The organism is Nostoc sp. GT001 (assembly GCF_030382115.1).
Taxonomy (GTDB): domain Bacteria; phylum Cyanobacteriota; class Cyanobacteriia; order Cyanobacteriales; family Nostocaceae; genus Nostoc.
Window position 1 is genome coordinate 168,774 of sequence record NZ_JAUDRJ010000002.1, and the last position, 24,316, is coordinate 193,089.

Genomic DNA, 24,316 nt, shown 5'->3' on the forward strand with positions numbered 1-24,316 from the left:
CTTACCGTATTGCCAGTCCCATCTCCCCCGAAAAAAATCGCTCTCCTTCATGCTCCTGAGGTGAGAGGGTAATTTGTACTACTAGCAGCATGAAGCCAATTAAACTACCGTAAAGAAACTCACGTTCAGCAAAGTTACTTCCCAACCAACCTACAAGAGGGTAGGAGATTGCCCACCAAAGATGACTCCAGGCAAAGTGTGCGCCATAAACTCGTCCTTGTACACCAGCTCGGATGCGGTCTGCAATTAATGTCTGGGTGGGTAAGTTTACTAAACTTTGCCCTGCACCCGCCACAAACCATAACAGCATCAGTGGTGCTAAATTTGCGTAGTTAGCGGGCAACAAAGCCAATGTGATCAAAATTGCACCAATCAAAACAAACGTTGTACGTGGCAAACTTCTATTGAACGTACCAACCGCAACTGCACACAGGGTTGCACCAATCCCAAAAGCCGCCATCACCCATCCATACTGCACTTCTCCCAATTTGAGTGTACCTTGAACATAGCCAACAGTATTTACTAATATCTGCGCTCCGGCAATTGATGCGACTAACTGCATCCCTAGCGCGTAACGGATAGGTGCATCTGTAAGCAGGCGAGTTGTACCGTCTTTAATGTCTCCCCATGTTCGGCGTGTTGTCCTGGAAGGCTGTTGATTTTGTGCAACGACGAGGCGACCTGGTAGGGTGAAGATTAAGACTGCCGCGATCGCAAAGCTGAGAGCATCCAAAAAGAAAACTTGTCTCGCACCAATGAAGGCGGCGACACTCCCAGCGATACCAGGGCCAAGTACACCAAGTAATTGAAAAGTAGCAGCCGAAAGAGCAATCGCGCCTGCATAGTCATTCTCACTCGTGACTAATGGAATCGTGGCTTGGTAAGTTGGGGTGAAGAAAGCATTAAAGACGTTGAGTGCAAATATTAATACGTAAACTTGCCAAATCTGCGTCACAAAAGGCAACATACCCACAATTAACATTCTGAATATGTGGGTAACAACCATGATTTTCTTGCGGTCGAGTCGGTCTGCGATCGCACCTGCAAGGGGAGACAGCAATACAAAAGCAGTGACACGCAGAGTCAAAGCTACTGAAAGCACAACCGCAGCATTTTTTCCAGCTAACTCAAAGGCCAGAAGGGCTAAACCCACCCAAGTAAGTGCATCGCCCAATAAACTAGTGGTCTGAGCAGTGTACAGCCTTGCAAATACCGGATTTCTCAAGCTGCGGAAAAATGTCAAGGTATTCATTTATCAGGGGGCATAGTTACACAAGTCTTTTATATCAAGATTTTAACAGAAATGGGGGGAGGGGGCATATTTCTCAAAGCTAGAAAATTGCCTTGCCAAGACCATTTTCATCACTCTGCTGTTTTCTTGAAGGAGTGTAGTGTTTATTAGTTATAGCTGTGATGTTCCTGTAGCAACCATCATTGCTCAAAAACTGCTTTTGGTACTTTGCCATTTAAAACTGAGAAACTAGCTTTCTTTGACATCCAGAATTCTCAATTGCGTCGGCAAACTTTGCACCCGTTTATCAATATACATTGAAACTTGAAACTACTTGTTATACCAAGCTTTGCGCCACTGTTTCATTTGGTTAATCTCGGTTTCTTGGGCTTTGATAATGGCTTGAGCCAAGTTCTTAATTTCTGGACGTTGAGACTTTTGCAAGGCATCTTTCGCCATAACTACAGCTGATTCATGGTGAGGAATCATCGCGTTAATAAAGCGCAGGTCAAATTCTGCATCAGCTGCACCCAAATCCATGTTCATCATCATGGACTGCATTTGCTCAGGTGACATCTCCATCATGTGACCCATTTTGGTATCATAAGCCATTGGTTTATCTCCCGCTTTTGGATACCAAGCTTTACGCCACTGTTTCATCTGCGTAATTTCTTGGTTTTGTGATTTGATAATTTCGTCTGCTAACTTTTTGATCTCAGGGCGTTGCGATTTCTGCTGTGCAACATTCGCCATTACCGTTGCTCCCTGATGATGCGGAATCATCGCATCAATAAAGCGCAAATCGTAGTTAGCATCGGCAGGGCCTAAATCCATTGCCATGCTGTGGTTCATCATGCCACTACCCTGATTCATCATGCCGTCATGGTTCATCGGTTGCTTATCGCTAGTATCGATAGCAGTGTTAGTAGGGTTTGGTGCTTGGCTTTGGTTTTGGGAAGTGGGCGTAGAACAGGCTGTCAAAACGCTGCTGGAAAAAGAAGCGATCGCTACTAAACCAAATGTCAAAAAGCTGTTTTTCAGAGTAAGGAGTTGCATAGGGATGATCTAAGATAATTTCCTGATTCAATTCTAAAATCTCTAGCTAGCTGGAGAATTAATCATTTAGGTGATCTATCTTTTGCTTGGGTAATAAAGTTGTCCAGATAGCTAGTTATTCACAAAGCGACTGCGGCACTTACTATATAGTTTGACAGCCAAATATGAAATCAGGATGAAATCAAGGGTTAGTGCTAGTTGTAGAAATGTAAGAGTGCATATCAATATGAAATCTGCATGAAATCCCTATACCTCAGTAGGTAGAAATATTTATTACCTCATTGGAATGACGCAATCGCACCCGCAAATCTTTAAGGTGAGTCCAAAGGCAATAACGCCTTTAGTAAATCCAAAAAATTTCAAGAGGGTGAAGAAATGGCTATACAAGAACTCACCTTGAGTCAAGTGAACGAACAGATGCAACAGTGTATTCAAAATTGCTTAGACTGCCACAGTATCTGTTTAAATACCGTTACCTACTGCCTACAAAAGGGTGGTCATCACGCCGAGCCTGCTCATATTCGGCTACTACTAGACTGCGCTGAAATTTGCAACACAAGTGCTAATTTCATGCTTCGAGCTTCTGACTTACATTCTCGTACCTGCGGCGTTTGTGCTGAATTGTGTCAACGGTGTGCAGATGAGTGCGATGGCATGGGTGATGATGCTCAAATGAAAGCCTGCGCTCAAATGTGCCGTCGCTGCGCGGATTCTTGTCGGCAAATGGCAATGGCAACTGCATAAGTCATTGCAATATCTGGCTGCCGTGTAGATATTATTGTCACAAAGTGGCTTGGAAATGCGGCAGTCAGCTGGTTCCATTAGTATTTGCCTTTATTTCGCTGCTGGTATTGATAGCAATTTGAGCCACATATTCACCATCTACATCTCTAAGTGTAAGCATTGATAATGCTGCATCAATATGCGCTTAAAAAAAAATTTCAGCACGACTCTTGACTCTCCAGTGTAGTGGAGCATTCAAGATGAAATTAGTTAGCGCCATTTAGTCATTGGAGTAGTCAGATGGAGAATACCACACTCAAACTGCGCGGCATGAGTTGTGCCTCTTGTGCCAACAGCATTGAAGATGCGATTAATTCTGTCCCCGGTGTCAATGAATGTATAGTGAATTTTGGAGCAGAACAGGCAACAGTTAAATATGACCCTAGACGAACTGATTTAGAAGCTATTCAAGAGGCGGTAGATGTAGCAGGTTATTCCGCCTACCCGCTCCAAGAACAAAACCTAATGGCGGGAGAAGATGATGCTGAAAAAAGACATCGCTTAAGAGAATCCCGCGATTTAATGCGAAAGGTGGCGGTAGGAGGCATTATTAGCACTGTGTTGGTCATAGGTTCACTGCCCATGATGACAGGGTTGCACTTACCCTTTATCCCTATATGGTTGCACAATCCTTGGGTACAGCTAATTCTAACTACCCCAGTACAGTTTTGGTGTGGTTACTCCTTCTACATCAATGGTTGGAAAGCTTTAAAACGCCATGCTGCCACAATGGATACCCTAATTGCTTTGGGTACAAGTGCAGCGTATTTTTATTCGCTATTTCCCACCTTATTCCCCAGCTTTTTCATTAATCAGGGGTTAATGCCAGATGTATATTATGAAACTGCTGCTGTCGTCATTACCCTGATTTTGCTAGGAAGACTATTTGAAAATCGCGCTAAAGGACAAACTTCAGAAGCTATCCGTAAGCTAATTGGGTTACAAGCTAAAACAGCGCGTTTGATTCGCAATGGACGAGAAGTAGATGTCCCAATTGAAGAAGTAATTATTGGAGATGTGATACTGGTTCGCCCTGGCGAGAAAATTCCTGTTGACGGGGAAGTGATTGAGGGAGCATCCACAATTGATGAAGGGATGGTGACAGGAGAAAGTGTGGCTGTCAAAAAGCAACCAGGCGATGAAGTGATTGGAGCTACCATTAACAAAACTGGGAGTTTCAAGTTTCGGGCGACACGAGTCGGAAGTGATACTGTGCTGGCGCAGATTGTCCAATTAGTGCAGCAAGCACAGGGTTCCAAAGCCCCAATTCAGAGATTAGCAGACCAAGTAACTGGATGGTTTGTACCTGCGGTGATTGCGATCGCTCTACTCACTTTCATTATTTGGTTTAATTTTACAGGCAACGTTACTTTAGCGCTGATTACCACTGTTGGGGTACTAATTATCGCCTGTCCTTGTGCGCTGGGTTTAGCTACACCAACATCTGTAATGGTAGGAACGGGTAAAGGTGCAGAAAATGGCATTTTGATTAAAGGTGCCGAAAGCTTGGAACTAGCACATAAAATCCAAACAATCGTGCTAGATAAAACTGGAACAATCACTCAGGGTAAACCAACAGTCACCGATTTTGTCACCGTCAATGGTACTGCTAATAGTAACGAAATCAGGTTGGTGCAACTTACGGCATCTGTGGAACGCAATTCCGAACATCCATTGGCAGAAGCGGTTGTGAGATACGCCCAATCTCAAGAAGTGGCGTTAGCAGATATCAGAGAGTTTGAAGCGATCGCAGGCAGTGGTGTACAAGGTATAGTTTCTGGTCATCTTGTGCAAATTGGTACGCAACGCTGGATGTCAGAATTAGGCATCAACACCCAAGCCTTACAACAAGATAAAGAGCGTTTGGAATATCTAGGCAAAACTGCGATTTGGATTGCAGTTGACGGGCAAATTCAGGGATTAATGGGGATTTCTGATGCCATCAAACCTACCTCCATACAGGCAGTTCGCGCTTTGCAAAAACTAGGTTTAGAGGTGGTGATGCTCACAGGTGATAATCGTCGCACCGCAGAAACCATTGCCCGTGAAGTTGGTATCAAGCGTGTTTTGGCAGAAGTTCGCCCTGACCAAAAAGCCGCTACAGTGCAGAAACTACAATCAGAAGGAAAGATTGTGGCTATGGTTGGTGATGGTATTAATGATGCACCAGCCCTAGCCCAAGCCGATGTAGGAATGGCAATTGGCACTGGTACAGATGTAGCGATCGCAGCTAGTGACATCACACTCATCTCCGGTGACTTGCGAAGCATTGTCACTGCCATTCAACTCAGCCGCGCTACGATTCGTAACATCCAGCAAAACTTATTTTTTGCTTTCATTTACAACGTTGCTGGCATTCCAATCGCCGCTGGTATTCTCTTCCCTATCTTCGGTTGGTTGCTTAACCCCATCATTGCAGGTGCAGCAATGGCATTTAGTTCGGTTTCAGTTGTGACAAATGCCCTACGTCTGCGGAAATTTCAAGCTAAAGCAGTAGTATAAGGAGGTAGCAAATGTTGAGTAAAGTAATTATTGGCAGTATAGCAAGCTTGGGATTGGCATTCAGTGTTGCTTCAGATCAAGTAGTTGCACAGATGAATCATGAAATGCCAACTACCGAGCGATCAAAGACAACTCAGTTCCGCCGTATTGAGCAACCATTCTCGGTAAAAGGTGCAGTTACAACAGTCGGCTTGGGGTTAATCGGATTAGAAATTTGGTGGTTTCTCCTAAGTAAATCAAAGTCCCAAAAAGCTGAAGCCCATGATGGTATTCAAGAAATTGATATTACTGTAGATGGAGGCTACGAACCTAGTCGAATTCTAGTCAATGCAGGTCAAAGAGTTCGCCTTAACTTCCTACGCCGTGACCCTAGTAGTTGTCTTGAAGAAATACGGCTACCTGATTTCCATATCGCCAAAAACCTACCACTCAACGAGGTTACATCAATTGGGTTCACGCCAGACAAACCAGGTATTTATACCTTCACCTGTGGTATGAATATGTTCCGAGGAGTTATAGAAGTTCAACCTACTGACTCGACTGTAAAAGCAACCCCAGTAACTACTTCTCAATCTACTCACCAGATCCAACCAGAGCTTTCTTTGCCTACAGAGTCAGCAACAAAGGCAGTGAAAACACCAGAAGGTACTCAAGAAGCGATTGTTACGGTTGAAAAGGGTTACAAACCGGAACGAGTAATTGTAGAGGCGGGACAACCAGTAAGATTGGACTTCCAACGTCACAATCTGAGCAAGTGCTTTGATAAATTGCTTATACCGGACTTTGACTTAGCCGTTGACCTTGCTCCTAACCAAACCACTTCAGTGGAATTTACTCCTAAGTATCCTGGTGAATATCAGTTCACCTGCGGTATGAAAATGTATCGTGGTGTTATGGAAGTAAAGCCTGCCACATAATCAAGTAGCAAATAATTAGCAAGATGATTCTGTTCCCACTTGACTCTCCAGTTGACTGGAGAGTTTAAGATAAGGTAAATAAATTTATCTAGCATGAAAGCAGCTAAGTATGTTAGTCCAAGAAGCGCCAAAACTCATTGGTAATGTTGCCAAGTCTAGCGGTGTACCAATTAAAACTATTCGCTATTATGAGGAGCTAGGTCTACTCAGATCATTAGGGAGAACCGAGGGTGGATTTAGATTATTTAACTCTGATGTTTTGGCTCGCTTGCACTTTATCAAACGTGCCCAAAGTCTGGGATTGACCTTATCAGAAATTAAGGATTTTTTGAATGTTCACGACGGAGGTGAATTACCCTGCGTACATATAAAAGCTAAACTGCAAGATAAGATAACAGCTATTGATGAACAAATTCAGCAATTACTCATTCTGAGGCAAGAATTATCAGGACTAGTTTCTGGTTGGGAAACAATACCTGAAAATCCTGAACAAACAATTTGTCCTATTATTGAAAAAAATTAAACAATCAAGCTGTTTATTTAATTTTTTATCAGCACATCAACGGATGAACTTAATGTGCTGATTTTTACTAATTAAATTAGTCATTTATAAATAAATTAGTTATTTTTTGATTTTACCTATTGACTCTCCCGTAAGCTGGAGAACTTAAACTAATTTTAGTTGAGTAGATTAATCGTATATTTACTCAATGGTTTTCAGAAAATTAGTTATTCCTAATAAGGAATTTAACACTATGACACTGCAACTAACGGTTCCCAAACTGGCTTGTTCTGCTTGCGCGAATACTATTACCAAAGCAATTCAATCAATTGATTCTACAGCCATAGTGCAAGCAGATCCAAACACAAAACTTGTCAGTATAGAAACTCAAACATCTAAAACAAAAATTAAAGAACTAATAGCTGCTATCGGCTATCCATCTGTTTAGGCTTTTGAGTTTTTTATACTATCAGCAATTAGTCAAATGCTAATTGCTGATAGTATAATATTCATTTCAGAAAAGTCCTTCTGCTTTGAGCAAGAGATGTGACTTATATGGGCTTGCTTTTTCTGTTCCCACTAACGATTGGTCTAGGAGTTAGTTATCTCTTGAAAAATTCTACTGACGATATGGCGGAACTAACAAGTTTATTTACAGTTGGTTGCCTAATTGTCAGTTTAATCTTAGCACCTTGGCAAATAAAGATTGTGGTTTTAATGTTTGCCATCTTGACTCACCAGATGAATTGAGACTTTTGAATAACTTCAATTATTAAAAAATAGAGCAAAATCAATGAATCGATTTATGAATGCAATTGCTATAACTACTACTTTGATACTGGCTCAAAGTTGCTCCTTATTACCTAGAGACGAAGGGAAACCAATATCTGCTACCACACATCAGCATGAGGAGCGTTCAATGAGTGGGAGCCATCACAGAGAACATTCAACAAGTGGCGCGGGTGATAAGAAGAAAGCATTTGCTCAGGCAAAACTCAAAGTTACCAGTAACATTACCTCTAATAAAAATATTCCAATAGTGATTGGCGTTCAAGATTCCGATGGGAAAGCGATCGCTAACTTTGACACTTTCCAAGAAAAGCTAATGCACCTCATTCTTGTCAGCGATGATCTTCAGTTTTTTAGTCATCTTCATCCCACATATAAAGAAAATGGGCAGTTTGAAGTTGCAGCCCGTTTTCCGCAAGCAGGCAATTACACATTTTTTAGTGACTATAAACCTGCTGGTCAAACAGAACAAGTCTCAGTATTGAAAACACAAGTTTCTGGAAACAGTATTGCTGCTCCAGAAATTGACCTAAATCGCAGTAAAACGTTCAATGATATTAAAGTCAATCTTGCTGTTTCTGAACCTACTGTGAAAGCGGGTAAAGAAGTCAGTTTAATGTTTGAATTACAAGATGCTTCTAACAATCAACCGCTTACAGACTTGCAGCCATACTTAGGAGAAAGAGGACATTTAGTTATCCTGCGACAGTCAACCTCATTAACAGCAGCAGATTACATTCATGCTCACGCACTAAAAGATGCTCCTGCTGGACAGGTTCATTTTATGACTAGCTTTCCTCAACCAGGAAAGTATAAGCTCTGGGGTCAGTTTAATCGCAATGGCAAAATCGTCACAGCTGATTTTTGGATAAATGCTGTTTAATTTAGCTGATGTTTTATTAGTAAAACGAGAAGTGCCGAACTCCCGTGCTTCTAACTTTGTATATGCACAGTATGCTATGCGAATTTACCACCCATTTGGGTGGTAAATTCCTCCTTCTTACTACTTCTAATTTAGGGGTTGACCTACACCAACTGCTCGCAACTGTTCTAGATTCGGTTTACCAGTTAAGACAAGTTTTCCATTGATTGCGATCGCTGGCACTGCATTTACTCCATACTGCTGGGCTTTCTCCTGCTCATGTCGCAGGTTATAGACCGATACTTCACAGTCAGGACAAGTCAGTTCTTGCACCATTTGCACTGTCTCATCACAAAGAGGACAGTCAGCCGTAAAAATCTCAATTTGACGTTTTGTCATGGTGTCCACCAAAATTCTTTTGACTCATTCATTCTGAATCCTCTAGCTGACTATAGAGTCAACCCCATAGGTAAATATTATTTTCCAAATAACCTCAATTCAAATCATTTGGACATATCATCTCCTCAAATTTGTAACCCTGGCTCATCAAGTTTTAAGCTAATATTTTTGCCCACAAGTATTGTAATTAAACTTTACACAAAAATTGACAATTATCACTTGACTCTCTAGCCGACTATAGACTTTAAAGTTATAACAACACATAGTAGTAAATAACTATGATTGCTGTCGTGAAACAAGTTTGCTGTGAAGTATCATCCCCAAAAAAGCTGCTGAAAATTGGTGAGCTGGCGAAGCAAACTGATGTGGCAGTGGGAACAATTCGGTATTACGAAGGCTTAGGCTTGATAAAACCAGTTGAAAGAAGTGAAAGTGGCTACCGTTATTACGACTGCGAGGCAATCAACAGGCTGCAATTTATCAAAAAAGCCCAATCTTTACAGTTTTCCCTGTCTGAAATTCAACAAGTGCTAGGCATTCGTTCCCAAGGCGACCCTGCTTGTCCCCTAGTTCGGGACTTACTCAAACAGAAAATTGCTCATCTTGAGGAGCAGATTTATCGCATGAAAGAACTGAAGGATGAGCTAGAGGCATATCAACAGCGTTGGGAAAACCGACCTTTGGATAATCCCTGTAATAAAGAGCTTTGTAGCTTGATCGAGGAAGTTGCTTGCTCTGATATACCTGTTCACAATTTCCGAGACTAGTAAATTTATGACTTGACTCTATACCCGAATAGAGACTTTAGAATGGCCTTAGTTTCTCAAAAACTACTAAATTAACAGAATAATGGAGAGTACAAAATGAACATTAGTACAGGCGTTAAGACAGTATTGAGCGGAGCCGTAGCTAGTTTTGCATTGCTTACGTTAACCACTACTGCTTCCTTTGCCAACACTCCCAAGGGAACTGTGACACCGAATCAATCCGCCAGGGCTATAAACGAAGCAAAACTAATTCAAGTGCTGACCAGTCAAAGAACAGCCCCAACGAATCAAACGCCACAGCAGCCAAACCAAACGGGATGTAAGTGTTGCCAAGCAATGATGAATAAGATGCCAGGAATGATGAACAATATGCCGGGAATGATGAATAACCAAAACAGTCCGTCAAAATAGGGCTTGATAAATCCCTCAGCGAGAAACACATTTGAATTTGAAATGTCAGAAAAAACTAGAAATATTTAGAGAAGTCTGGCCGAAAAAGGCTAATGAACTCATTGCTAAGGAAGCCATCTTATGGTTTGGCTAAGGAACTTAAGCTAAACCAGGATGGCTATCGGACTCGTTCCTTTTATCCAGAAGCTCAAATCGCACTTGCTTTTGCGTTTCATCATAGGTCAACAGCTTTACTACAGCAGAAAACTTACTCAGGAGAAACACAATTATGAGTCAGCCTGACTCAAAAGACCACAACATGATGAAATGGATGGGAATTGCTATGGTGGCTTGCTGTGCTTTGCCCATAGGAGTTTCCTTCTTTTTGGGCGGAGGCTTGGGGGTGTGGTTCGGTCGTTCTATCAAGCCACCTACTAGCAATCAGTCAACCAACCAGCCACTCTCTGCCAACCAATCAACCAATCAATCTCAACTAAAGGCTGTAAATGTTTCCCTAGAGAAAGCGGGCAATTGGCAAGCAAATAATCACGTTCATGGTTTGACTGTGAATCGAGATAATCCCAACATTATTTATGTTGCAAGTCATAACGGACTGTTGCAACGTTCTGAAACTGGGGAATGGTTTTGGATGGGAAAAGAGCGAGCTGATTATATGGGCTTTACTGCCGATCCAATTAACAGCGCTCGCTTTTATTCCAGCGGACATCCACACACAGGAGGTAATCTAGGATTCCAGATAAGTGAGAATCAAGGGCAAGATTGGAAACAGATTTCCATGCCTGGGGTAGATTTTCATGCAATAGCGATCGCACCGAGTAACCCCAACGTTTTTTATGGATGGCCTGCTTCTGGGGCGCAAGGGCTGCATACTTCTACTGATGGTGGCAAAACTTGGGTCAAAGTCCGCATGACTGGATTAGGCGATACTCCTTTTAACCTTGTGGTTGAACCCCGTAACCCTGAGCATTTGTTTGCAACTACCCGTTCGGGAATGTATGAAAGCACTAACAGCGGCAATGACTGGACGTTAGTAGCTAATACACAGGAAGCTCCTATTGCCAGTCTAGCTCTGCAAAAAGAGGGTAACAGCACTGTAATGTATGGGTATCGTTTTCTCAAGTCAGCACCCGGTGTTTATCGCAGTAGTGATGGTGGTAAAACGTGGGAGAAACTTTGGACTGAAACTAATGGTGTAGTTGTGAAACTAGCGATCGCTCCCAACACTCCCCACATATTATATGCAGTGAATGAGAACAATACTGTCTTTCAATCGCAGAATGAAGGCAATAGCTGGAAAGAGTTAAATTAACTGTCTGTTGTCTACGTAATATCTTACGGTTGTGATGTAGCTGTAGAAAAACTAGCACTAACAGCACGTTGCAAATTAGCTAAAGCACGATTGTAATCCAAAATAGCCGTAACCCGATTACCCTCAGCCCTTGTAAGCTCAGTTTCAGAAACAATAACATCTGTTTGAGTACCTACACCAGCTTGAAACCTCAGCCTTGCTAAACGTAAAGCCTCTTGAGCCTGTTCTAGAGCAACGGTAGCAGTCTGAACATTACTTAAATTAGATTGCAAACTAGTATAAGCCTGTTCCACCTGAAAGCGAATCTGATTGCGTTGCTCTGCAAAACGAGTTTCGGCAATAGCAATGTTGGCTTTCTGTTGAGCAGCCCTAGCCTTAGCTGCTCCACCATCAAATAAATTCCAGTTGGCTCTAACTCCCAGTGAATAGCCATCTGTAATGCCAACACTATCATTAAAAGCGTCCAACAAGTTGTAACTAGCAACCAAACTAACTTGGGGACGAACCTCAGAAAGCGCCAAACGTCGCTGTTGTTCACTAATATTGCGTTGTACTAACTGTTGTTGAAGTTCTGCACGATTTTGAAAAGCAAGCACAATACTTTCTTCTTGTGTCTGATTCCACAAACCCGCCAATTTCACGGAGTCTGCTGCACTGATGTTTACAGATTGTGGTAAATTCAACCGCGTCGCCAACCGCCTTGCAGCAATTTGCTGTTGACTAATAGCATTAGTTAGCTCTTGTTGAGCATTTGCTAAGTTTACCTGAGAACGAAGAACATCAAATCTCGTACCAACTCCAGCCCTTTCTAATGCTTGAGCATCCTTTAAACTTCGTTGGGCATTTTCTACAGCAGCACGATTAATTCGTACTTGTTCATCTGTTTGTTGTAAATTGTAATATTCAGTGGCAACATTCAGCCGAATTTCCTGTGACAAACGCTCTACATCCAACTCATCAAAACGTAATTGTTCCTCAGTTGCTCTGATGCGAGCCGACTTGGAGCCAGAGGTGTAAATGTTATAACTCAGTTGTGCCGCTCCAGAAAAGTTTGTACTTGGAGCTTGTTCTGTAGAAGGTATCCCACTTCTAGAACGCAGTTCAGTAGAAAGCTGACCGCTAGCAGATTGTTGACGAGAAATGTCAGTGTTTAAACTAACATTGGGATACAAAGCAGCTTGTGCTTCACGTAGAGATGCACGACTTCGTTCTGAAGTCAGTATTGATACTTGTAGCTCCCGATTATTCCGCCGTGCCAGTTCCAAAGCTTGTTGCAGAGTGATTGGCTGAGTTATCTGAATTTTGACATCTTCTGGTTTGGTAGGAAACTGGAGAGAATTGGGATTAGGGTTGAGGTTATCGAGTAAAGTCGGAGTGGGAGATGCAGACTGAGCAGTTGGTGATGAGTCAGCTTGAGAAGGAACTTTTTCTGTTTGACTACTCTGAGGCTGAGTCAAAGCACGTACAGGTTGAGCTGAACTAGCAGCAAAATTACTTAAGGTAAATACACAACCGATACCTGCAACTACTAGATAACGATACTTTGACATATATTATTTAAACTCCTATAACTCACATCACACAGCAAAAAATGACTACACTCTAAAAGCAGGGGTAGTAACAAAAGATAGAAAACCTATAGGTTAAATACGAAATCTTTTATTTAGATTGGCGTAAGCGGCGAAACAGCGATTTAAATGGCGAAAAAGAGCGATCGCTATTTAGGTGGATAACATTAAACGGTAGTTCGATAGTAAAAGTACTACCTTTACCTAATTCGCTTTGCACATTCAAACTACCGTGGTGTACCTGAACAATTGCAGAGGCGATCGCCAATCCTAATCCAGAACCGCCAGTGCTGCGAGAGCGATCGCTATTCACGCGATAAAAGCGATCGTAAATTCGCGGAAGTTCCTTCTCTGGGATACCAATACCCGTATCATGAACCCTAACCACAGCATGATGGTCGCTACAACCCAGGCAAACCGTAACTTCCCCTCCTTTGGGTGTATACTGAATTGCATTGACAATTAAATTAGAAACCAAACGATAAAGCTGGTCGTTATCACCGACAATATTTACTGGCTTATTTACCTTGATGCTAGATTGCAGCATTACGCCTGCCGCGGCTGCCATTGCTTCAAATTCCTCGACTAAATCGCTGACAATATCATTTAGACAACATTGTTCTAGTTGTACTGGCAAGTGTTGCCTATCTAAACGAGCCAATAATAATAAATCTACAACCAAAGTAATAAGTCGCTGATTCTGACGGTGGATAGTTCGCAGAATGTCCCGCGTTTCTTCTTCATCCAGTTGCGACATTAAAAGCGCTGATTCCACCGTTGCGCCTGTTGCAGCTAAAGGCGTTCGCAATTCGTGTGCTGCATCTGCTGTAAACTGTTGAATTTGTCGATAAGATTGATAAATTGGCTGCATAGCTAATCCTGATAGCCACCAACTAGCAACTGCAACCATACCCATTGCGATCGGCAATCCCAAACCTAAACTTAATTTCACACTATCCAGATAACGATTAAATTCTTCAAGACTTCGCCCCACTTGCATATAGCCCCAATCCCGATTATCTTGGGTGTGTAGTATTAAAGAATTTTGATGATAATCATTGCCTTTGCTGTCTTTGAGAAATAACCATTTTTCATTGCTGAAGACAGTAGATAGCCCTTCTGGATAATTGCCAGTAGTAGCAATCAAGCGTCCTGAAATATCAAAAAAACGCACATAGTAGTGATCTTTGTTAACTACACCAAGAAAATGGCGTTTAGTATCTGACTGCTGTTGAGTACAGCTGCTNTCAACTCTACATAGATTTATATTTGGGAATAGCTGCTGTATAACAGGTTCCAAACTCCCAGGTTGCCTGAGCTTAAATTCAATAGTGTCATGGAGTGTTCCGGCTACAGACTCAATTTCACTGTCCAAGGCTACCACATGGGCACGGAAAACAGCTCTGTAGACACCGAAAGCACAAACGCTTAAAATTGAACCCATGACGAGGGCATACCACAGAGCTAAACGAACACGAGTTCCTCGAAACAGTTTATTTTGATTCATTAGTCACATTAAGACGATATCCCATACCGTGCAAAGTTTCAATCGGGTTGGTGCAGTCGAAGCAGGCTAGTTTGCGACGCAACAAACGTACTTGTGCTGCTACCACATTGCTAGCAGGTTCTGCACTCACTTCCCAAAGCTGATTGCGAATCTGTTCGGTGGTAACAATTTGATTGGGGTGCTTCATCAAATATTCCACCAGTTGGAATTCTTTATTAGTTAAAGAAATTTCCTGTTTTTCCCCCGTCGTATTTTGACCGACAACTGTACTATTGCTGTAATCTAAAGTAAAGTTACCAACGGTTAATTGTTGAGGTTGTAAGTGGGGATAACGCCGCTGCAATGCCCGCAACCTTGCCAGTAATTCTGCCATTCCAAAAGGCTTCACCAAGTAATCATCAGCACCCGCATCTAAGCCAGCAACTTTATCTTCCATGCTATCTCTAGCTGTGAGCATCAAGACAGGTAAAGAATTTCCTTTTAAACGCAGCTTTTTACACAATTCCAAACCAGTAAATCCTGGGAGCATCCAATCTAAAATCGCCACTGTATATTGTGCCGAACTATTTTCTAAATATGCCCATGCTTCATTACCATCCATTACCCAGTCAACTAAATATTTTTGTTGCTTCAGCGTTCGCTTAATAGCAGCGCCCAAATCTGACTCATCTTCGACTAGCAGTACCCGCATATCAAATTGAAAAGTTAGAGGTTCGTGGCAATTTTGTAAAATCAGCATAGTTAATAACAGGGTAATCCCTTAGAAATAGATTGACAGAAGTTGATGAAATTCTGAGTTATTCAATCATGTATACAAGCAAGTTATCTAAGATCATAAACAGATGCTACGCCTTGGCAGTAGATAATCTATAAGAAAAACTCAGTACATCCCATTGCTCAATTGGTGTGAGTGATACTCAGTTAGAGAAGTTAACAAATCTAACTAATTGCAAGAGATATACCGAGTTATTTTTTATTCTGACAGGTAAAGATGAAATCAAGATGAAATATTAAGTCAGCTTAGAAAATCTCTAATTGCACTTAACCCCAACCACAATACACAAATAAAAAGCTAGGGTTTTGACTTCGTTCATGTACTAACAAATAAGTATTAGTTTTGATATACCACCCTAGACAAAACAACCCTTATTTATATCAAATTATAAATCTCAATAAATTGCTCATTTTTCCATATAAAAGCCCGCCCGCAGGCGAGCTAAGATTTTTCCAAATGAGAATACCTAATAGCTAATAGCTAAGAAATATTAACCATTATCTGTTAGCCGTTTTAGAAAGCAAAAGTGGTACGCAGTGTACCAACGTAGATGGTGTCATTGTTATTATTATGCTCTGGATTAAAGATAACCAATAAACCAGGAGTGACGGAAATATTATCGTTGATCTGTAGGCGGTACAGAGCCTCTAGGTGGTAAGAGGTGTCGTTATCTTCACGCCTAGTAGTTCTTGCGGCGGAAGTGAATGCATCATTATCACTTACTTTAGGTGGTTGACCAAAGATCAGGCCAAGCAAGTTGCCTTCTTTACCAAAGTCTTTGAAGGCTAGGGTTGCAGCCCAGTAGTTCATTGATGCTTCATCACCTTGATTTACACCCGTACCACTTCCCTTGGCTTCAGCGTTGCTGTAACCGTACCAACCACCAATAGTCAACTTGGAACTGGGTTTGAAGGTAGCTTCTATACCGTAATGGTTGGCAGTAGTAGCAACTCCATTGAAGGGATTACCTGCGTATACACTACCTGTACCCTCAAACATGTTTACACTGGATAAACTATTTTGATAGCTGTGAGCGTAGGTAAGACCAATATTAAATGCATCACTAGGCCTGAAAGCTACCTGACCAAGGGCTGTATAGGCACCATTTGTCAGACCTCCATTTGAACCAGGATTGCTAGCTGTGCGAGCTATGTAAGCCGCAGATGCAGTGAAAGCTCCTGTAGGATTCAAAGTTATGGTTGCACCTGCACCACCGAAACCAGTGCGATAGATGGGGCTAAATCGACCATAGCGAGACAAAGCGCCCCTACCATCACTGGCAAGATCAGGGTTGAAGTTGTTGATGTTGTCGTATATGTTACCGCCTGCCGCATCAATTTTTACCCGCACTGCATTACTCAGGTTGAAAGCATAGTTAATTTTATCGATGACAGTCTCATTGTTCTGATTTCCGTCAAAACCGAGGCGGGTCATGTTAGTACCCGTCACATTTGTGTCATAGGGAGTGATGTTCCGGGATTGCAAGCGGATTTGCAACAGGTCTGTACCAACAAAACTTGATTCCAATCTCAGACGAACCCGGTCAGTTAGAATAGTATTAGAATCTAGGTCAGGAGCAGTACTTGGATCTACACCAGAAGGAACTGCCCTTTGATCGCTACCAAAAACATTAGATACGTTAAAAATTGCTTCCCCAATTAACTTGGTGGTAGTCGAGAACTGATTGGCTTCCAACTCAGCAGTGCGTACTTCTAAAGCATCTACGCGACCACGCAGGGTAGCTAGTTCCGCAGAAAATTCTTCTTGCAGACGCTGTAGGGTAGCCAAATCCTCTTTTGTTACTAAGTCAGCAGTAGCAGTAGCAATCAGTTCATTAACTCTATCTAAACAAGCATTCAAACCAGCAGCAAATTCATAACGAGTTAAAGCACGATTACCTCGGTAAGTGGCATTGGGATAACCAGCAATACAACCGTAACGTTCAACTAGTGATTGTAAAGCTTGGAATGCCCAATCTGTTGGTTGTACGTCAGAAAACTGCGAAACGGATGTGACTTGGCCAATCTCACCACTGTATTGTTGAATTTGGCTTAAAGAAGAATCTTTTGGAAGAGAGTTTGCTTCTTGTTTAACTTCAGTCGGAACAGGAATTTCAGCAGCTATTGTTGCTCCTGAAAAAACTAAGTTGGCTAATAAAACTCCAGGACTAATTAGTAGGCATTTCCAAAATAACTTAGACATGACTGTTTGCTCTTCACACCAAAAAGTAATAAGTAATGATAGGGCATACCCCTATAACTAGATTCTCAGAGGAAGATGAAATTAAGATGAAATTTCAAATTTTGAATAAAACAAACTTAGCAAGTATATTGAGCATTGTATTAGATAGTTGTCAAGTCAATTTTTCAGAAAAATCAAAGCATAGTATGATGAAATTAGGATGAAATTACAACTTACTTAATCAAATAAATTTAACGAGTAAAAACCACTTGAGAAACAAGTTTCCCAGTTCAATCTAAACAAACATCAAAACACTAAATTATACACAGTGGCTAACTCTAGTGGACTCAGCCACTGGGGATTAAAAAAATCGCGTATTGGAGCAACGTAGATCGGCATTAGCTTTAAAAATGTGGTTGGAGAGGTAACAGCAAGTACATGGGAATTAGATAAAGGATTGAACTGTAAAGCTAATTGTGTATTGAAGCGAATGCCAGCGCATGAACGGCGGCGATGTTGTTCATTTACCGCTATTAAAGAAAAACAGACCCAAACTAGGAGCCTGCTCATAGTTATCTCCTCTAGCAAGACATGCCGAGAGAATAAATTTACAGGCTCACATACTATCTATTTAGATAGAATGGTGGTTTGCGGCGAAATTTCCTCATAGCATCGTTGCAAGGCTTGGAGTCTTGCTGAAGTTGCTCCGCCAGTAGGTTCTGCTGGTAGGATATTTGCACAGGCTCCTGTTTTACTGGATTGTTGTACTGTGCCTTGCGGAAGCCCTTTATAGCATTTTTGTAAAGCTTGTAGTCTTGCTAAACTAGCTCCACCAGTGGGTCTTGCTGGGGGAATGTTTTCACAAACTCCTGTTTTTGAGGTATCTGCATTTCCATAAGCAGCAGAACCCAACGATACGTGAAGTAAAGCTATTCCCAAGGGAATTGCCAAAATAGATGCAGTTCGGATGACAGGTATCTTCATAGCTAAAATCCTCAAACAATAAGCAATTTATGCTACTAATGGATGAAATAATCTTAGGAAGCCAAGTTTGAGTACCTAACGACCGTAAGTTTGAATTCGAGCTGTACCAAGAGGAATTTGTGCTGTTAGATTAGGCATTTTGCCGTACACTCGGTACAACCAAACGTGGTTACGAAATGATGTATTAACACCTTGCACCTTAACTAAGAGCGTTGTCTGCGGTTCCACAGATTGGGAGAAAATCACTGTAGCTGTTTGGTTATTTACAGAAACTTGAGCATCAATTTTCTTACCAGATTGATTTTGAATCTCAATTCCCTTGTTAATGCTTACACCATCGGGTAAATCAATAGCCAGTTCTGATAGAGATTGTCCCTGAACATGAACCTGAAACTCATGCGTTGCACCTGAAAACCCAACAGTGCTAGGAAATGCTACGCCATTACCAATATAGGAGACTTTGAAATTGTCCTTGTTTTCGCTTCCCCAAGCAGATGGAAATGAAGAAGTTACTATTAGAAAAAATGCTGCACCCGCATAAATTGACTTTTTCATAACTAACTCCGGCAAGATTATGTAGGGTAAGGAAGATCCACCATCCCACCCTATAGCTACCGATTAATTTAGTTAACAGCCACAGCTAAAATTAACAGCAGTTATTCAGCCTAGCCACCGTAAGTCTGAATCCGGGCTAAACCAAGTGGAATTTCTTCTTTCATATCAACCTTTTTGACAGATACTGGATAATGCCAAGTTTCCTCATAACCTGGAGTATTAACTCCTTTCATACGAATTGATATGCTTGTACCAGGGGCTACTGGTTCCGAAAAAGCTACTGTAGCTTTTCTGTTGTTAATGGAAACCGTTGTCGGAATTTTTTGACCTAATTTATTTTGGACTTCAATTCCTTTATCAATACTTACCCCCTCTGGTAAATCAATCGCCAATTCTGAAAGAGCTTTACCTTGGACATGAACATCAAACTTATGAGTAGCATCTATGGTACGGGCATCATTAGGAACAGCAGCACTATTTCCGAGATGGGAAAATTTAGCATCGTTTGGATTTTTCGCCCAAGCAGTAGGAACTGAAGATGCAATAACTAAGGTAAAAGCAAATGTGTAAATCAGCTTTTTCATCAATATTCTCCTTGTTTTGTTAATCGGTTAATTACCTCTATATCTATAATTGTGAAAGGTATTGATGAAATAGAGATGAAATATTTTTATGTTAAGTAAAATTTAAAATATAGTTATTAGATGCAACAATTAAAATTATTAATGATTAATAATATTTAAAAAAATGGGGTTAAAAAATCACAAAAGCTCCTGAAATTTAACTTAGAGATAAGTTAAATTTCAGGAGCTTTATTGATTGAATAGCGCTAAGTTTAAGGATTTATACGAAATCTAGCTACACCTATAGGTATTTCTGCATTAGTGCCAACAAGATTAGCAGATAGATGGTAGACGGGGCCATTACCAAGAAATGGTTGTTTGACATTCTTGATATCAATCTTTAGCTTAGTATTAGGAACAATTGGTTCAGCAAAAGCTAGTAATATAGTTTTGCCATTTACAGAAACATTAGTGTTAATTTTTCTGCCATTATCTTCGTTTATAACAACATCATTAGTATTATCACTCCACCTGATAGTATTTGGAACTTCAATTTTTAACTGCGAAACACTCTTGCTATTTTTGGGAACGTGTACTCGCAAAGTATGTCTAACACGCGACCAGCGAGTCTGAGGAAATTGAGAGTTACCATCAATATGAGGAACATTACCATCTTCTTCATTAGCACTTGCATAGTTGGCAGGAATTAAAAGTGCAGCAGCTAAAGTAGATATAGCAACATAAACTAACACTTTCTTCATGTTTACTCCTCACTTAATCATTAATGTCAGCAAATCAAAATGAACCTGTGATAAATCAATACGTAACAATCTGGTAAAACTAAATTTAACTACTTTCTACGTTTCTTACTTTTCACAATGTGAAAAAAAGATTAGGTGTAAAGGTTTTAAGTTTTTACACTTTTACACCTCGGAATACCAACATTTTCAAAAATTTCCATGAAAAGTCAGTCTACGCTTACACGTTAATTAAAGGAAGTTAGAAATATTACCGTTGACTTGTTTACCGTTTGAAGTTCAAAAGGTATACTACCTTTATTGATCAGTTTGACAGGTCGGAATGAAATCAAGATGAAATTTTTGATGAATTTCAAAACTTAAGGATTAAAATGTAGGGAATTGAGCTACACCAACGGGAATCTCTACCTCACTACCAACAACCTTAGCTGAAAAGCGGTATACAGAAGCTGGGCCTGTCACTGGTTGTTGAACTTGATTAAAATTAACTAAGAGTTTAGTGTTAGAAATAACCTTTTCAGGGAAATCTATAATAATCTGTTTGCCATTGACGGAAATATTAGTATTAATTTTCTGACCATTCGCATCGAAGACATCAATGTTATTACTCACTGCTACAGTAGATGGAGTTTCAATAATAAGTTGGGAAAGAGGGTTGTTATTTTGAGGGATGTTTAACCGAAAAGTATGTTTGACAAGCCGCCAACTATTAGCAGGATATTGCAAATCATTATCAATATTAGTCTCCTTAGCACTTGCATGACTAAGGGAAATGAAAGCTGTAGTGGCAAGAGCAAACACTGTACTTGTGTAAATCAATGTTTTCTTCATCTGGAATTTATAAGTAATTTTTATGTAAAATAAGCTACATATTTTTGCTTATTGAACGAACCTTTACATTATGAGTTTGACAGGTCACGATGAAATCAAGATGAAATTTTGGCTGGTTTGGGAAAATTATTCATTCATGCTATGGTAGGTAGCCACGGCTGAAGGAAAACTGCGGTTGACGTAGCGAAAAATCCAATATTTGAAAATTGTATCCATGACAACTGGGACAATAGCAATGAATAGTGAAATCAGACTTTTGTTTTCTGGAAGACCAAAATGCTTTGAGGTGTTTTCTAAAATTATTTCCCAACCATAGGTAGAGTGATAGCCGACAAAGATATCAGTAGCAAGAATAATGAAAAAAGCTTTCGCGGAATCGCTTAAGCCATACATTAAGTCGGCACTAAAAAATTGAATAGTGGTAAGCTGCTGCTTACCAAATACACATAATATAATAAATGACAATAATGAAAGTATATCAGCAAAGATATTAGCAACTGCATCAATACTTTCAGTTTTATATTTTTGGGATAACGCAATAGCCTGAACTTTGACCTTCTGTTCTACAATATTTGAAGAAAGTTCTGGAGCTTTTCCTAGCAGTGCTTCAAATTGAATTTTTCGCTCAAATCTTTTCAATTCACTTAAGGCTCTTTCTTCCTGAGAAGAATTTAAGAAAATTTCTGATGCTTCTTGGCTCCAGTATTTATAAATCAAAGGTTGAATTACAAATGTTTTAAACAGATTATTCACTAATAATGGAACAATAAATAGAATTAACAAATAACGGAGAGAACTAATTGTTCTCTGACGAGAAGCGCGAAACTCTTCAACAACCTTATGCTCTGCATTTGGCTCTAGTGCTTGTTTTAGCTTTTCCAGAGTTTGTATTATCGACCGAGGAACAAAGCTAGCTTTTTGATATTTTGGATTAGGTTTCATTCTCATTTGTTCGATAAAGTCAGGCTAGTAGTATTACCGTTGTGGCTGAACTAAAAAGCCTGAAAATAGTGTGGAGCAAAGCCAAGGAATAAGCTCCTAAAATTTACTATATATAATCAAGATGAAATTAGGATGAAATAAATCATCGAAAACTAAATATTCAATAATAAAAAATCAAACTTTTGGTCATAACTAGTTACTGTATGACCAAAAGTCTGATTAAGCTTTAAAAATAAGGAGCATGAAACTAAAATCTAGTATAGACAATTTAATTACATTGATATGCAATAGATTCAAATTTTCGGCTCTCCTAGAGTGGTTATGATAAAATACTATAAATAAAATAGATAACTGCCCATATTTTTATCATAAAAAACATCTCAAAGCGAGTCTGGGGTAGATATACAAAAATAATTAGAACTAGAAAATATAAAAAAGGTTGAAATAAAATTAGTAATTTAATAAATATGCCATCTAATCCCTTACTGCACTTTATTACTAAAGTTATTAATCTTGAAGATATCAAGGTTATTAATTATGACTTTATCACTGAGGATGAAATAGTTATAGAAGTCGAAAATAAGCTAAAAGTTGGTCAATGTCCACAGTGTGGACATACAACTGATAAAATCCATCAAAATCATTGGTATACAGTTAGAGATATACCTCTGAGTGATTATCAAGTATTGTTAAAGGTAAATCGTCGGCAATTGAGATGCACAAAATGTCGCAAAGTCTTCAGTGAGTCACTAGATTTTATAAAAACTAGAAGAACCTATACAAAAAGACTAGCGATGAAAGTAATTAAGGAAGTATTAGAAACGAATGTAGAGAGTGCAGCCATCAGAAATAGAATGACAGCATCGGAGGTAGAAACCTTATTAAAAGAACAAGAAGCTGATTTACTCAAAGAAAAACCTCTTCAGCTAAAAAAGTTAGGTATAGATGAAATAACCCAGCTAAAAGGAGGAAAAAACTATGCGGCTGTATTAGTAGATTTAGAAACAAGAAAACCAATAACGTTGTTGGAGAAAAGAAATAAAACCGTCATAGCAGAATACTTGTCAAGCCTGGGTTCGGAGGTATTAAATCAAATAGAAGAAGTCAGTATAGACTTATGGATACCCTATAAAAGTTTAATCCAAGAAATGCTACCAAATGCTCAAGTAGTAGCCGATAGATTCCATGTAATGAAACAAATAAATCAGGAGTTAGATGAAAGAAGAAAGCAGGAAAAACGGGCAGCAGTCAAAATTAAAAATCGGCAAGAGAGAGAGGAGAAATTAGCAGGGTTAACTCACAGTAAATACCCTTTATTAAAGAAAAAAGAAAGCCTCAATGATGAGGAAAAAGTCAAGATAAATTCCCTGCAAAAACTCGCTCCAGAATTAGGAGAAATGTATCGAAATAAAGAAGCAATTAGAGATATATTTGAAAGTCACATAACCAGTGATGAAGCATTATATAAATTCCTGGAATGGACAGAAAAGGCTTATAAATTTTTCCCAAAAAGTTGTCGAACCATTAGTAGATGGATAGATGAGATTCTCGCTTATTTTGATCACAGAACTACTCAAGGTATTGTTGAGGGGATTAATCAGAAAATTAAGCTCATTAAAAGAAGGGCTTATGGCTTAACTAACTTTAATAATTTTAGAAGAAGGATTTTACTCAATTGGTATTTCTGTTGTTAATTTAACATATCTAGTCTGGGAGAGCCAAATTTTCTTCTATTAAGTAGATTGCTTGGCTTAAGTTTTACTACAAAATTATGAAATTGACATGAAATTTTTAGAGGATTTGAGATAAAAAACTTACTCCTGTAGACAGAAGTTAATGCTGGGATAAATTCCTAAATTTAAATCTTATAACGGGAGAGCAAGTCAGGTTAAGCTATAAGATTGAATTTTCCATAAAAACCTGGATAGAGTCAAAATATTTGGGAGTTTTAATAATTAGTGAAACTTTTTTATTGATAAATATGCATTATTATTTTTTTCCAAATTCAGGAATAATTATCATTTTCCATGAGGAGATATAACTACTAAATTTGCTTGACTCAAAGTTAAAACTTTGATATAAACTAAAGGTTCAATTATTGATAATAGGGCACTTTATCTGCTT

At 39.8% G+C, this 24,316-nt stretch carries 24 protein-coding genes and 1 pseudogene; 11 read left to right on the forward strand and 14 right to left on the reverse strand.

Features of this window, described 5'->3' with window-relative positions; translation table 11 throughout:
• Window position 1: 1 nt before the first annotated feature.
• Window positions 2–1,252, reverse strand: coding sequence for an MFS transporter (locus QUD05_RS02430; RefSeq protein ID WP_289794607.1), 1,251 nt, complete (start codon window positions 1,250–1,252; stop codon window positions 2–4).
• Between the two features lie 309 nt (window positions 1,253–1,561).
• Complete coding sequence (locus tag QUD05_RS02435) at window positions 1,562–2,287, reverse strand: DUF305 domain-containing protein (RefSeq protein ID WP_289794608.1); 726 nt, start codon at window positions 2,285–2,287, stop codon at window positions 1,562–1,564.
• Between the two features lie 375 nt (window positions 2,288–2,662).
• Here QUD05_RS02435 and QUD05_RS02440 point away from each other — a divergent pair, with 375 nt between their 5' ends.
• The 6 genes from QUD05_RS02440 (at window position 2,663) to QUD05_RS02465 (ending at window position 8,663) form a co-directional block, all read left to right on the forward strand.
• Window positions 2,663–3,031 carry a four-helix bundle copper-binding protein gene (locus tag QUD05_RS02440; protein ID WP_289794609.1) on the forward strand — a complete coding sequence of 123 codons (369 nt, stop codon included), beginning with the start codon at window positions 2,663–2,665 and terminating at the stop codon, window positions 3,029–3,031.
• Window positions 3,032–3,310: 279 nt separating this feature from the next.
• Window positions 3,311–5,572, forward strand: a complete 2,262-nt coding sequence (locus QUD05_RS02445; protein WP_289794610.1) for a heavy metal translocating P-type ATPase — start codon at window positions 3,311–3,313, stop codon at window positions 5,570–5,572.
• A gap of 11 nt (window positions 5,573–5,583) precedes the next feature.
• Window positions 5,584–6,489, forward strand: a complete 906-nt coding sequence (locus tag QUD05_RS02450; RefSeq protein ID WP_289794611.1) for a cupredoxin domain-containing protein — start codon at window positions 5,584–5,586, stop codon at window positions 6,487–6,489.
• 109 nt (window positions 6,490–6,598) lie between these two features.
• On the forward strand, window positions 6,599–7,012 hold the full coding sequence (locus QUD05_RS02455; RefSeq protein ID WP_289794612.1) for a heavy metal-responsive transcriptional regulator: 414 nt from the start codon (window positions 6,599–6,601) through the stop codon (window positions 7,010–7,012).
• Between the two features lie 232 nt (window positions 7,013–7,244).
• On the forward strand, window positions 7,245–7,439 hold the full coding sequence (locus QUD05_RS02460; RefSeq protein WP_289794613.1) for a heavy-metal-associated domain-containing protein: 195 nt from the start codon (window positions 7,245–7,247) through the stop codon (window positions 7,437–7,439).
• A gap of 345 nt (window positions 7,440–7,784) precedes the next feature.
• Window positions 7,785–8,663 carry a DUF8832 domain-containing protein gene (locus QUD05_RS02465; protein ID WP_289794614.1) on the forward strand — a complete coding sequence of 293 codons (879 nt, stop codon included), beginning with the start codon at window positions 7,785–7,787 and terminating at the stop codon, window positions 8,661–8,663.
• 126 nt (window positions 8,664–8,789) lie between these two features.
• Here the strand turns inward: QUD05_RS02465 and QUD05_RS02470 are convergent, their stop codons facing one another.
• On the reverse strand, window positions 8,790–9,041 hold the full coding sequence (locus tag QUD05_RS02470) for a thioredoxin family protein (RefSeq protein ID WP_289794615.1): 252 nt from the start codon (window positions 9,039–9,041) through the stop codon (window positions 8,790–8,792).
• A 278-nt stretch (window positions 9,042–9,319) separates the two neighbouring features.
• Between QUD05_RS02470 and QUD05_RS02475 the strand changes: the two genes are divergently transcribed.
• The 4 genes from QUD05_RS02475 to QUD05_RS02490 all read left to right on the forward strand — a co-directional run bounded on the left by QUD05_RS02475 (window position 9,320) and on the right by QUD05_RS02490 (window position 11,528).
• The gene (locus QUD05_RS02475) at window positions 9,320–9,808 is read left to right on the forward strand and encodes a heavy metal-responsive transcriptional regulator (RefSeq protein ID WP_289794616.1); all 489 of its coding nucleotides are present in this window, start codon (window positions 9,320–9,322) and stop codon (window positions 9,806–9,808) included.
• A 96-nt stretch (window positions 9,809–9,904) separates the two neighbouring features.
• On the forward strand, window positions 9,905–10,219 hold the full coding sequence (locus QUD05_RS02480) for a hypothetical protein (protein ID WP_289794617.1): 315 nt from the start codon (window positions 9,905–9,907) through the stop codon (window positions 10,217–10,219).
• Window positions 10,220–10,311: 92 nt separating this feature from the next.
• Window positions 10,312–10,491, forward strand: a complete 180-nt coding sequence (locus QUD05_RS02485; RefSeq protein WP_289794618.1) for a hypothetical protein — start codon at window positions 10,312–10,314, stop codon at window positions 10,489–10,491.
• Window positions 10,488–11,528: a F510_1955 family glycosylhydrolase gene (locus QUD05_RS02490; protein ID WP_289794619.1), complete on the forward strand. Its 1,041-nt coding sequence runs from the start codon at window positions 10,488–10,490 to the stop codon at window positions 11,526–11,528. Before QUD05_RS02485 ends, QUD05_RS02490 begins: the two co-directional genes overlap by 4 nt.
• 23 nt (window positions 11,529–11,551) lie before the next feature.
• On the opposite strand, the pseudogene QUD05_RS02495 reads toward QUD05_RS02490, so the two are convergent.
• From QUD05_RS02495 to QUD05_RS02545, 11 genes and pseudogenes are all read right to left on the reverse strand, one after another.
• Window positions 11,552–12,886 (reverse strand): annotated as a pseudogene (locus QUD05_RS02495) (TolC family protein); the annotation flags it as partial.
• Window positions 12,887–13,187: 301 nt separating this feature from the next.
• The gene (gene rppB / locus QUD05_RS02500; protein ID WP_289794620.1) at window positions 13,188–14,603 is read right to left on the reverse strand and encodes a two-component system sensor histidine kinase RppB; all 1,416 of its coding nucleotides are present in this window, start codon (window positions 14,601–14,603) and stop codon (window positions 13,188–13,190) included.
• Complete coding sequence (rppA, locus tag QUD05_RS02505; protein WP_228042962.1) at window positions 14,590–15,342, reverse strand: two-component system response regulator RppA; 753 nt, start codon at window positions 15,340–15,342, stop codon at window positions 14,590–14,592. The genes rppB and rppA overlap by 14 nt, the downstream gene beginning before the upstream one ends.
• A gap of 549 nt (window positions 15,343–15,891) precedes the next feature.
• A complete protein-coding gene (locus QUD05_RS02510; RefSeq protein ID WP_289794621.1) occupies window positions 15,892–17,580 on the reverse strand; it encodes an iron uptake porin in 1,689 nt (562 codons plus the stop codon).
• A gap of 285 nt (window positions 17,581–17,865) precedes the next feature.
• Window positions 17,866–18,129, reverse strand: a complete 264-nt coding sequence (locus tag QUD05_RS02515) for a hypothetical protein (RefSeq protein ID WP_289794622.1) — start codon at window positions 18,127–18,129, stop codon at window positions 17,866–17,868.
• A gap of 57 nt (window positions 18,130–18,186) precedes the next feature.
• On the reverse strand, window positions 18,187–18,543 hold the full coding sequence (locus tag QUD05_RS02520) for a hypothetical protein (protein ID WP_289794623.1): 357 nt from the start codon (window positions 18,541–18,543) through the stop codon (window positions 18,187–18,189).
• Between the two features lie 75 nt (window positions 18,544–18,618).
• The gene (locus QUD05_RS02525; protein WP_289794624.1) at window positions 18,619–19,098 is read right to left on the reverse strand and encodes a hypothetical protein; all 480 of its coding nucleotides are present in this window, start codon (window positions 19,096–19,098) and stop codon (window positions 18,619–18,621) included.
• A gap of 110 nt (window positions 19,099–19,208) precedes the next feature.
• Complete coding sequence (locus tag QUD05_RS02530) at window positions 19,209–19,682, reverse strand: DUF2808 domain-containing protein (protein WP_193915441.1); 474 nt, start codon at window positions 19,680–19,682, stop codon at window positions 19,209–19,211.
• A gap of 251 nt (window positions 19,683–19,933) precedes the next feature.
• Window positions 19,934–20,422 (reverse strand): DUF2808 domain-containing protein, encoded by a 489-nt coding sequence (locus QUD05_RS02535; protein WP_289794625.1) that lies wholly within the window; start codon window positions 20,420–20,422, stop codon window positions 19,934–19,936.
• A gap of 363 nt (window positions 20,423–20,785) precedes the next feature.
• Window positions 20,786–21,250, reverse strand: coding sequence for a DUF2808 domain-containing protein (locus tag QUD05_RS02540; RefSeq protein WP_289794626.1), 465 nt, complete (start codon window positions 21,248–21,250; stop codon window positions 20,786–20,788).
• Window positions 21,251–21,376: 126 nt separating this feature from the next.
• The gene (locus tag QUD05_RS02545) at window positions 21,377–22,192 is read right to left on the reverse strand and encodes a CemA family protein (RefSeq protein ID WP_289794627.1); all 816 of its coding nucleotides are present in this window, start codon (window positions 22,190–22,192) and stop codon (window positions 21,377–21,379) included.
• A gap of 467 nt (window positions 22,193–22,659) precedes the next feature.
• Here QUD05_RS02545 and QUD05_RS02550 point away from each other — a divergent pair, with 467 nt between their 5' ends.
• On the forward strand, window positions 22,660–23,886 hold the full coding sequence (locus QUD05_RS02550) for an ISL3 family transposase (RefSeq protein WP_289794628.1): 1,227 nt from the start codon (window positions 22,660–22,662) through the stop codon (window positions 23,884–23,886).
• Window positions 23,887–24,316 lie beyond the last annotated feature (430 nt).

What these genes read in the sequence shown, in the direction of transcription:
- QUD05_RS02430 (WP_289794607.1), bottom strand. Translation starts at nt 1,252, where the DNA reads ATGAATACCTTGACATTTTTCCGCAGCTTGAGAAATCCGGTATTTGCA.
- QUD05_RS02435 (WP_289794608.1), bottom strand. Translation starts at nt 2,287, where the DNA reads ATGCAACTCCTTACTCTGAAAAACAGCTTTTTGACATTTGGTTTAGTA.
- QUD05_RS02440 (WP_289794609.1), top strand. Translation starts at nt 2,663, where the DNA reads ATGGCTATACAAGAACTCACCTTGAGTCAAGTGAACGAACAGATGCAA.
- QUD05_RS02445 (WP_289794610.1), top strand. Translation starts at nt 3,311, where the DNA reads ATGGAGAATACCACACTCAAACTGCGCGGCATGAGTTGTGCCTCTTGT.
- QUD05_RS02450 (WP_289794611.1), top strand. Translation starts at nt 5,584, where the DNA reads ATGTTGAGTAAAGTAATTATTGGCAGTATAGCAAGCTTGGGATTGGCA.
- QUD05_RS02455 (WP_289794612.1), top strand. Translation starts at nt 6,599, where the DNA reads ATGTTAGTCCAAGAAGCGCCAAAACTCATTGGTAATGTTGCCAAGTCT.
- QUD05_RS02460 (WP_289794613.1), top strand. Translation starts at nt 7,245, where the DNA reads ATGACACTGCAACTAACGGTTCCCAAACTGGCTTGTTCTGCTTGCGCG.
- QUD05_RS02465 (WP_289794614.1), top strand. Translation starts at nt 7,785, where the DNA reads ATGAATCGATTTATGAATGCAATTGCTATAACTACTACTTTGATACTG.
- QUD05_RS02470 (WP_289794615.1), bottom strand. Translation starts at nt 9,041, where the DNA reads ATGACAAAACGTCAAATTGAGATTTTTACGGCTGACTGTCCTCTTTGT.
- QUD05_RS02475 (WP_289794616.1), top strand. Translation starts at nt 9,320, where the DNA reads ATGATTGCTGTCGTGAAACAAGTTTGCTGTGAAGTATCATCCCCAAAA.
- QUD05_RS02480 (WP_289794617.1), top strand. Translation starts at nt 9,905, where the DNA reads ATGAACATTAGTACAGGCGTTAAGACAGTATTGAGCGGAGCCGTAGCT.
- QUD05_RS02485 (WP_289794618.1), top strand. Translation starts at nt 10,312, where the DNA reads ATGAACTCATTGCTAAGGAAGCCATCTTATGGTTTGGCTAAGGAACTT.
- QUD05_RS02490 (WP_289794619.1), top strand. Translation starts at nt 10,488, where the DNA reads ATGAGTCAGCCTGACTCAAAAGACCACAACATGATGAAATGGATGGGA.
- rppA (WP_228042962.1), bottom strand. Translation starts at nt 15,342, where the DNA reads ATGCTGATTTTACAAAATTGCCACGAACCTCTAACTTTTCAATTTGAT.
- QUD05_RS02510 (WP_289794621.1), bottom strand. Translation starts at nt 17,580, where the DNA reads ATGTCTAAGTTATTTTGGAAATGCCTACTAATTAGTCCTGGAGTTTTA.
- QUD05_RS02515 (WP_289794622.1), bottom strand. Translation starts at nt 18,129, where the DNA reads ATGAGCAGGCTCCTAGTTTGGGTCTGTTTTTCTTTAATAGCGGTAAAT.
- QUD05_RS02520 (WP_289794623.1), bottom strand. Translation starts at nt 18,543, where the DNA reads ATGAAGATACCTGTCATCCGAACTGCATCTATTTTGGCAATTCCCTTG.
- QUD05_RS02525 (WP_289794624.1), bottom strand. Translation starts at nt 19,098, where the DNA reads ATGAAAAAGTCAATTTATGCGGGTGCAGCATTTTTTCTAATAGTAACT.
- QUD05_RS02530 (WP_193915441.1), bottom strand. Translation starts at nt 19,682, where the DNA reads ATGAAAAAGCTGATTTACACATTTGCTTTTACCTTAGTTATTGCATCT.
- QUD05_RS02535 (WP_289794625.1), bottom strand. Translation starts at nt 20,422, where the DNA reads ATGAAGAAAGTGTTAGTTTATGTTGCTATATCTACTTTAGCTGCTGCA.
- QUD05_RS02540 (WP_289794626.1), bottom strand. Translation starts at nt 21,250, where the DNA reads ATGAAGAAAACATTGATTTACACAAGTACAGTGTTTGCTCTTGCCACT.
- QUD05_RS02545 (WP_289794627.1), bottom strand. Translation starts at nt 22,192, where the DNA reads ATGAAACCTAATCCAAAATATCAAAAAGCTAGCTTTGTTCCTCGGTCG.
- QUD05_RS02550 (WP_289794628.1), top strand. Translation starts at nt 22,660, where the DNA reads ATGCCATCTAATCCCTTACTGCACTTTATTACTAAAGTTATTAATCTT.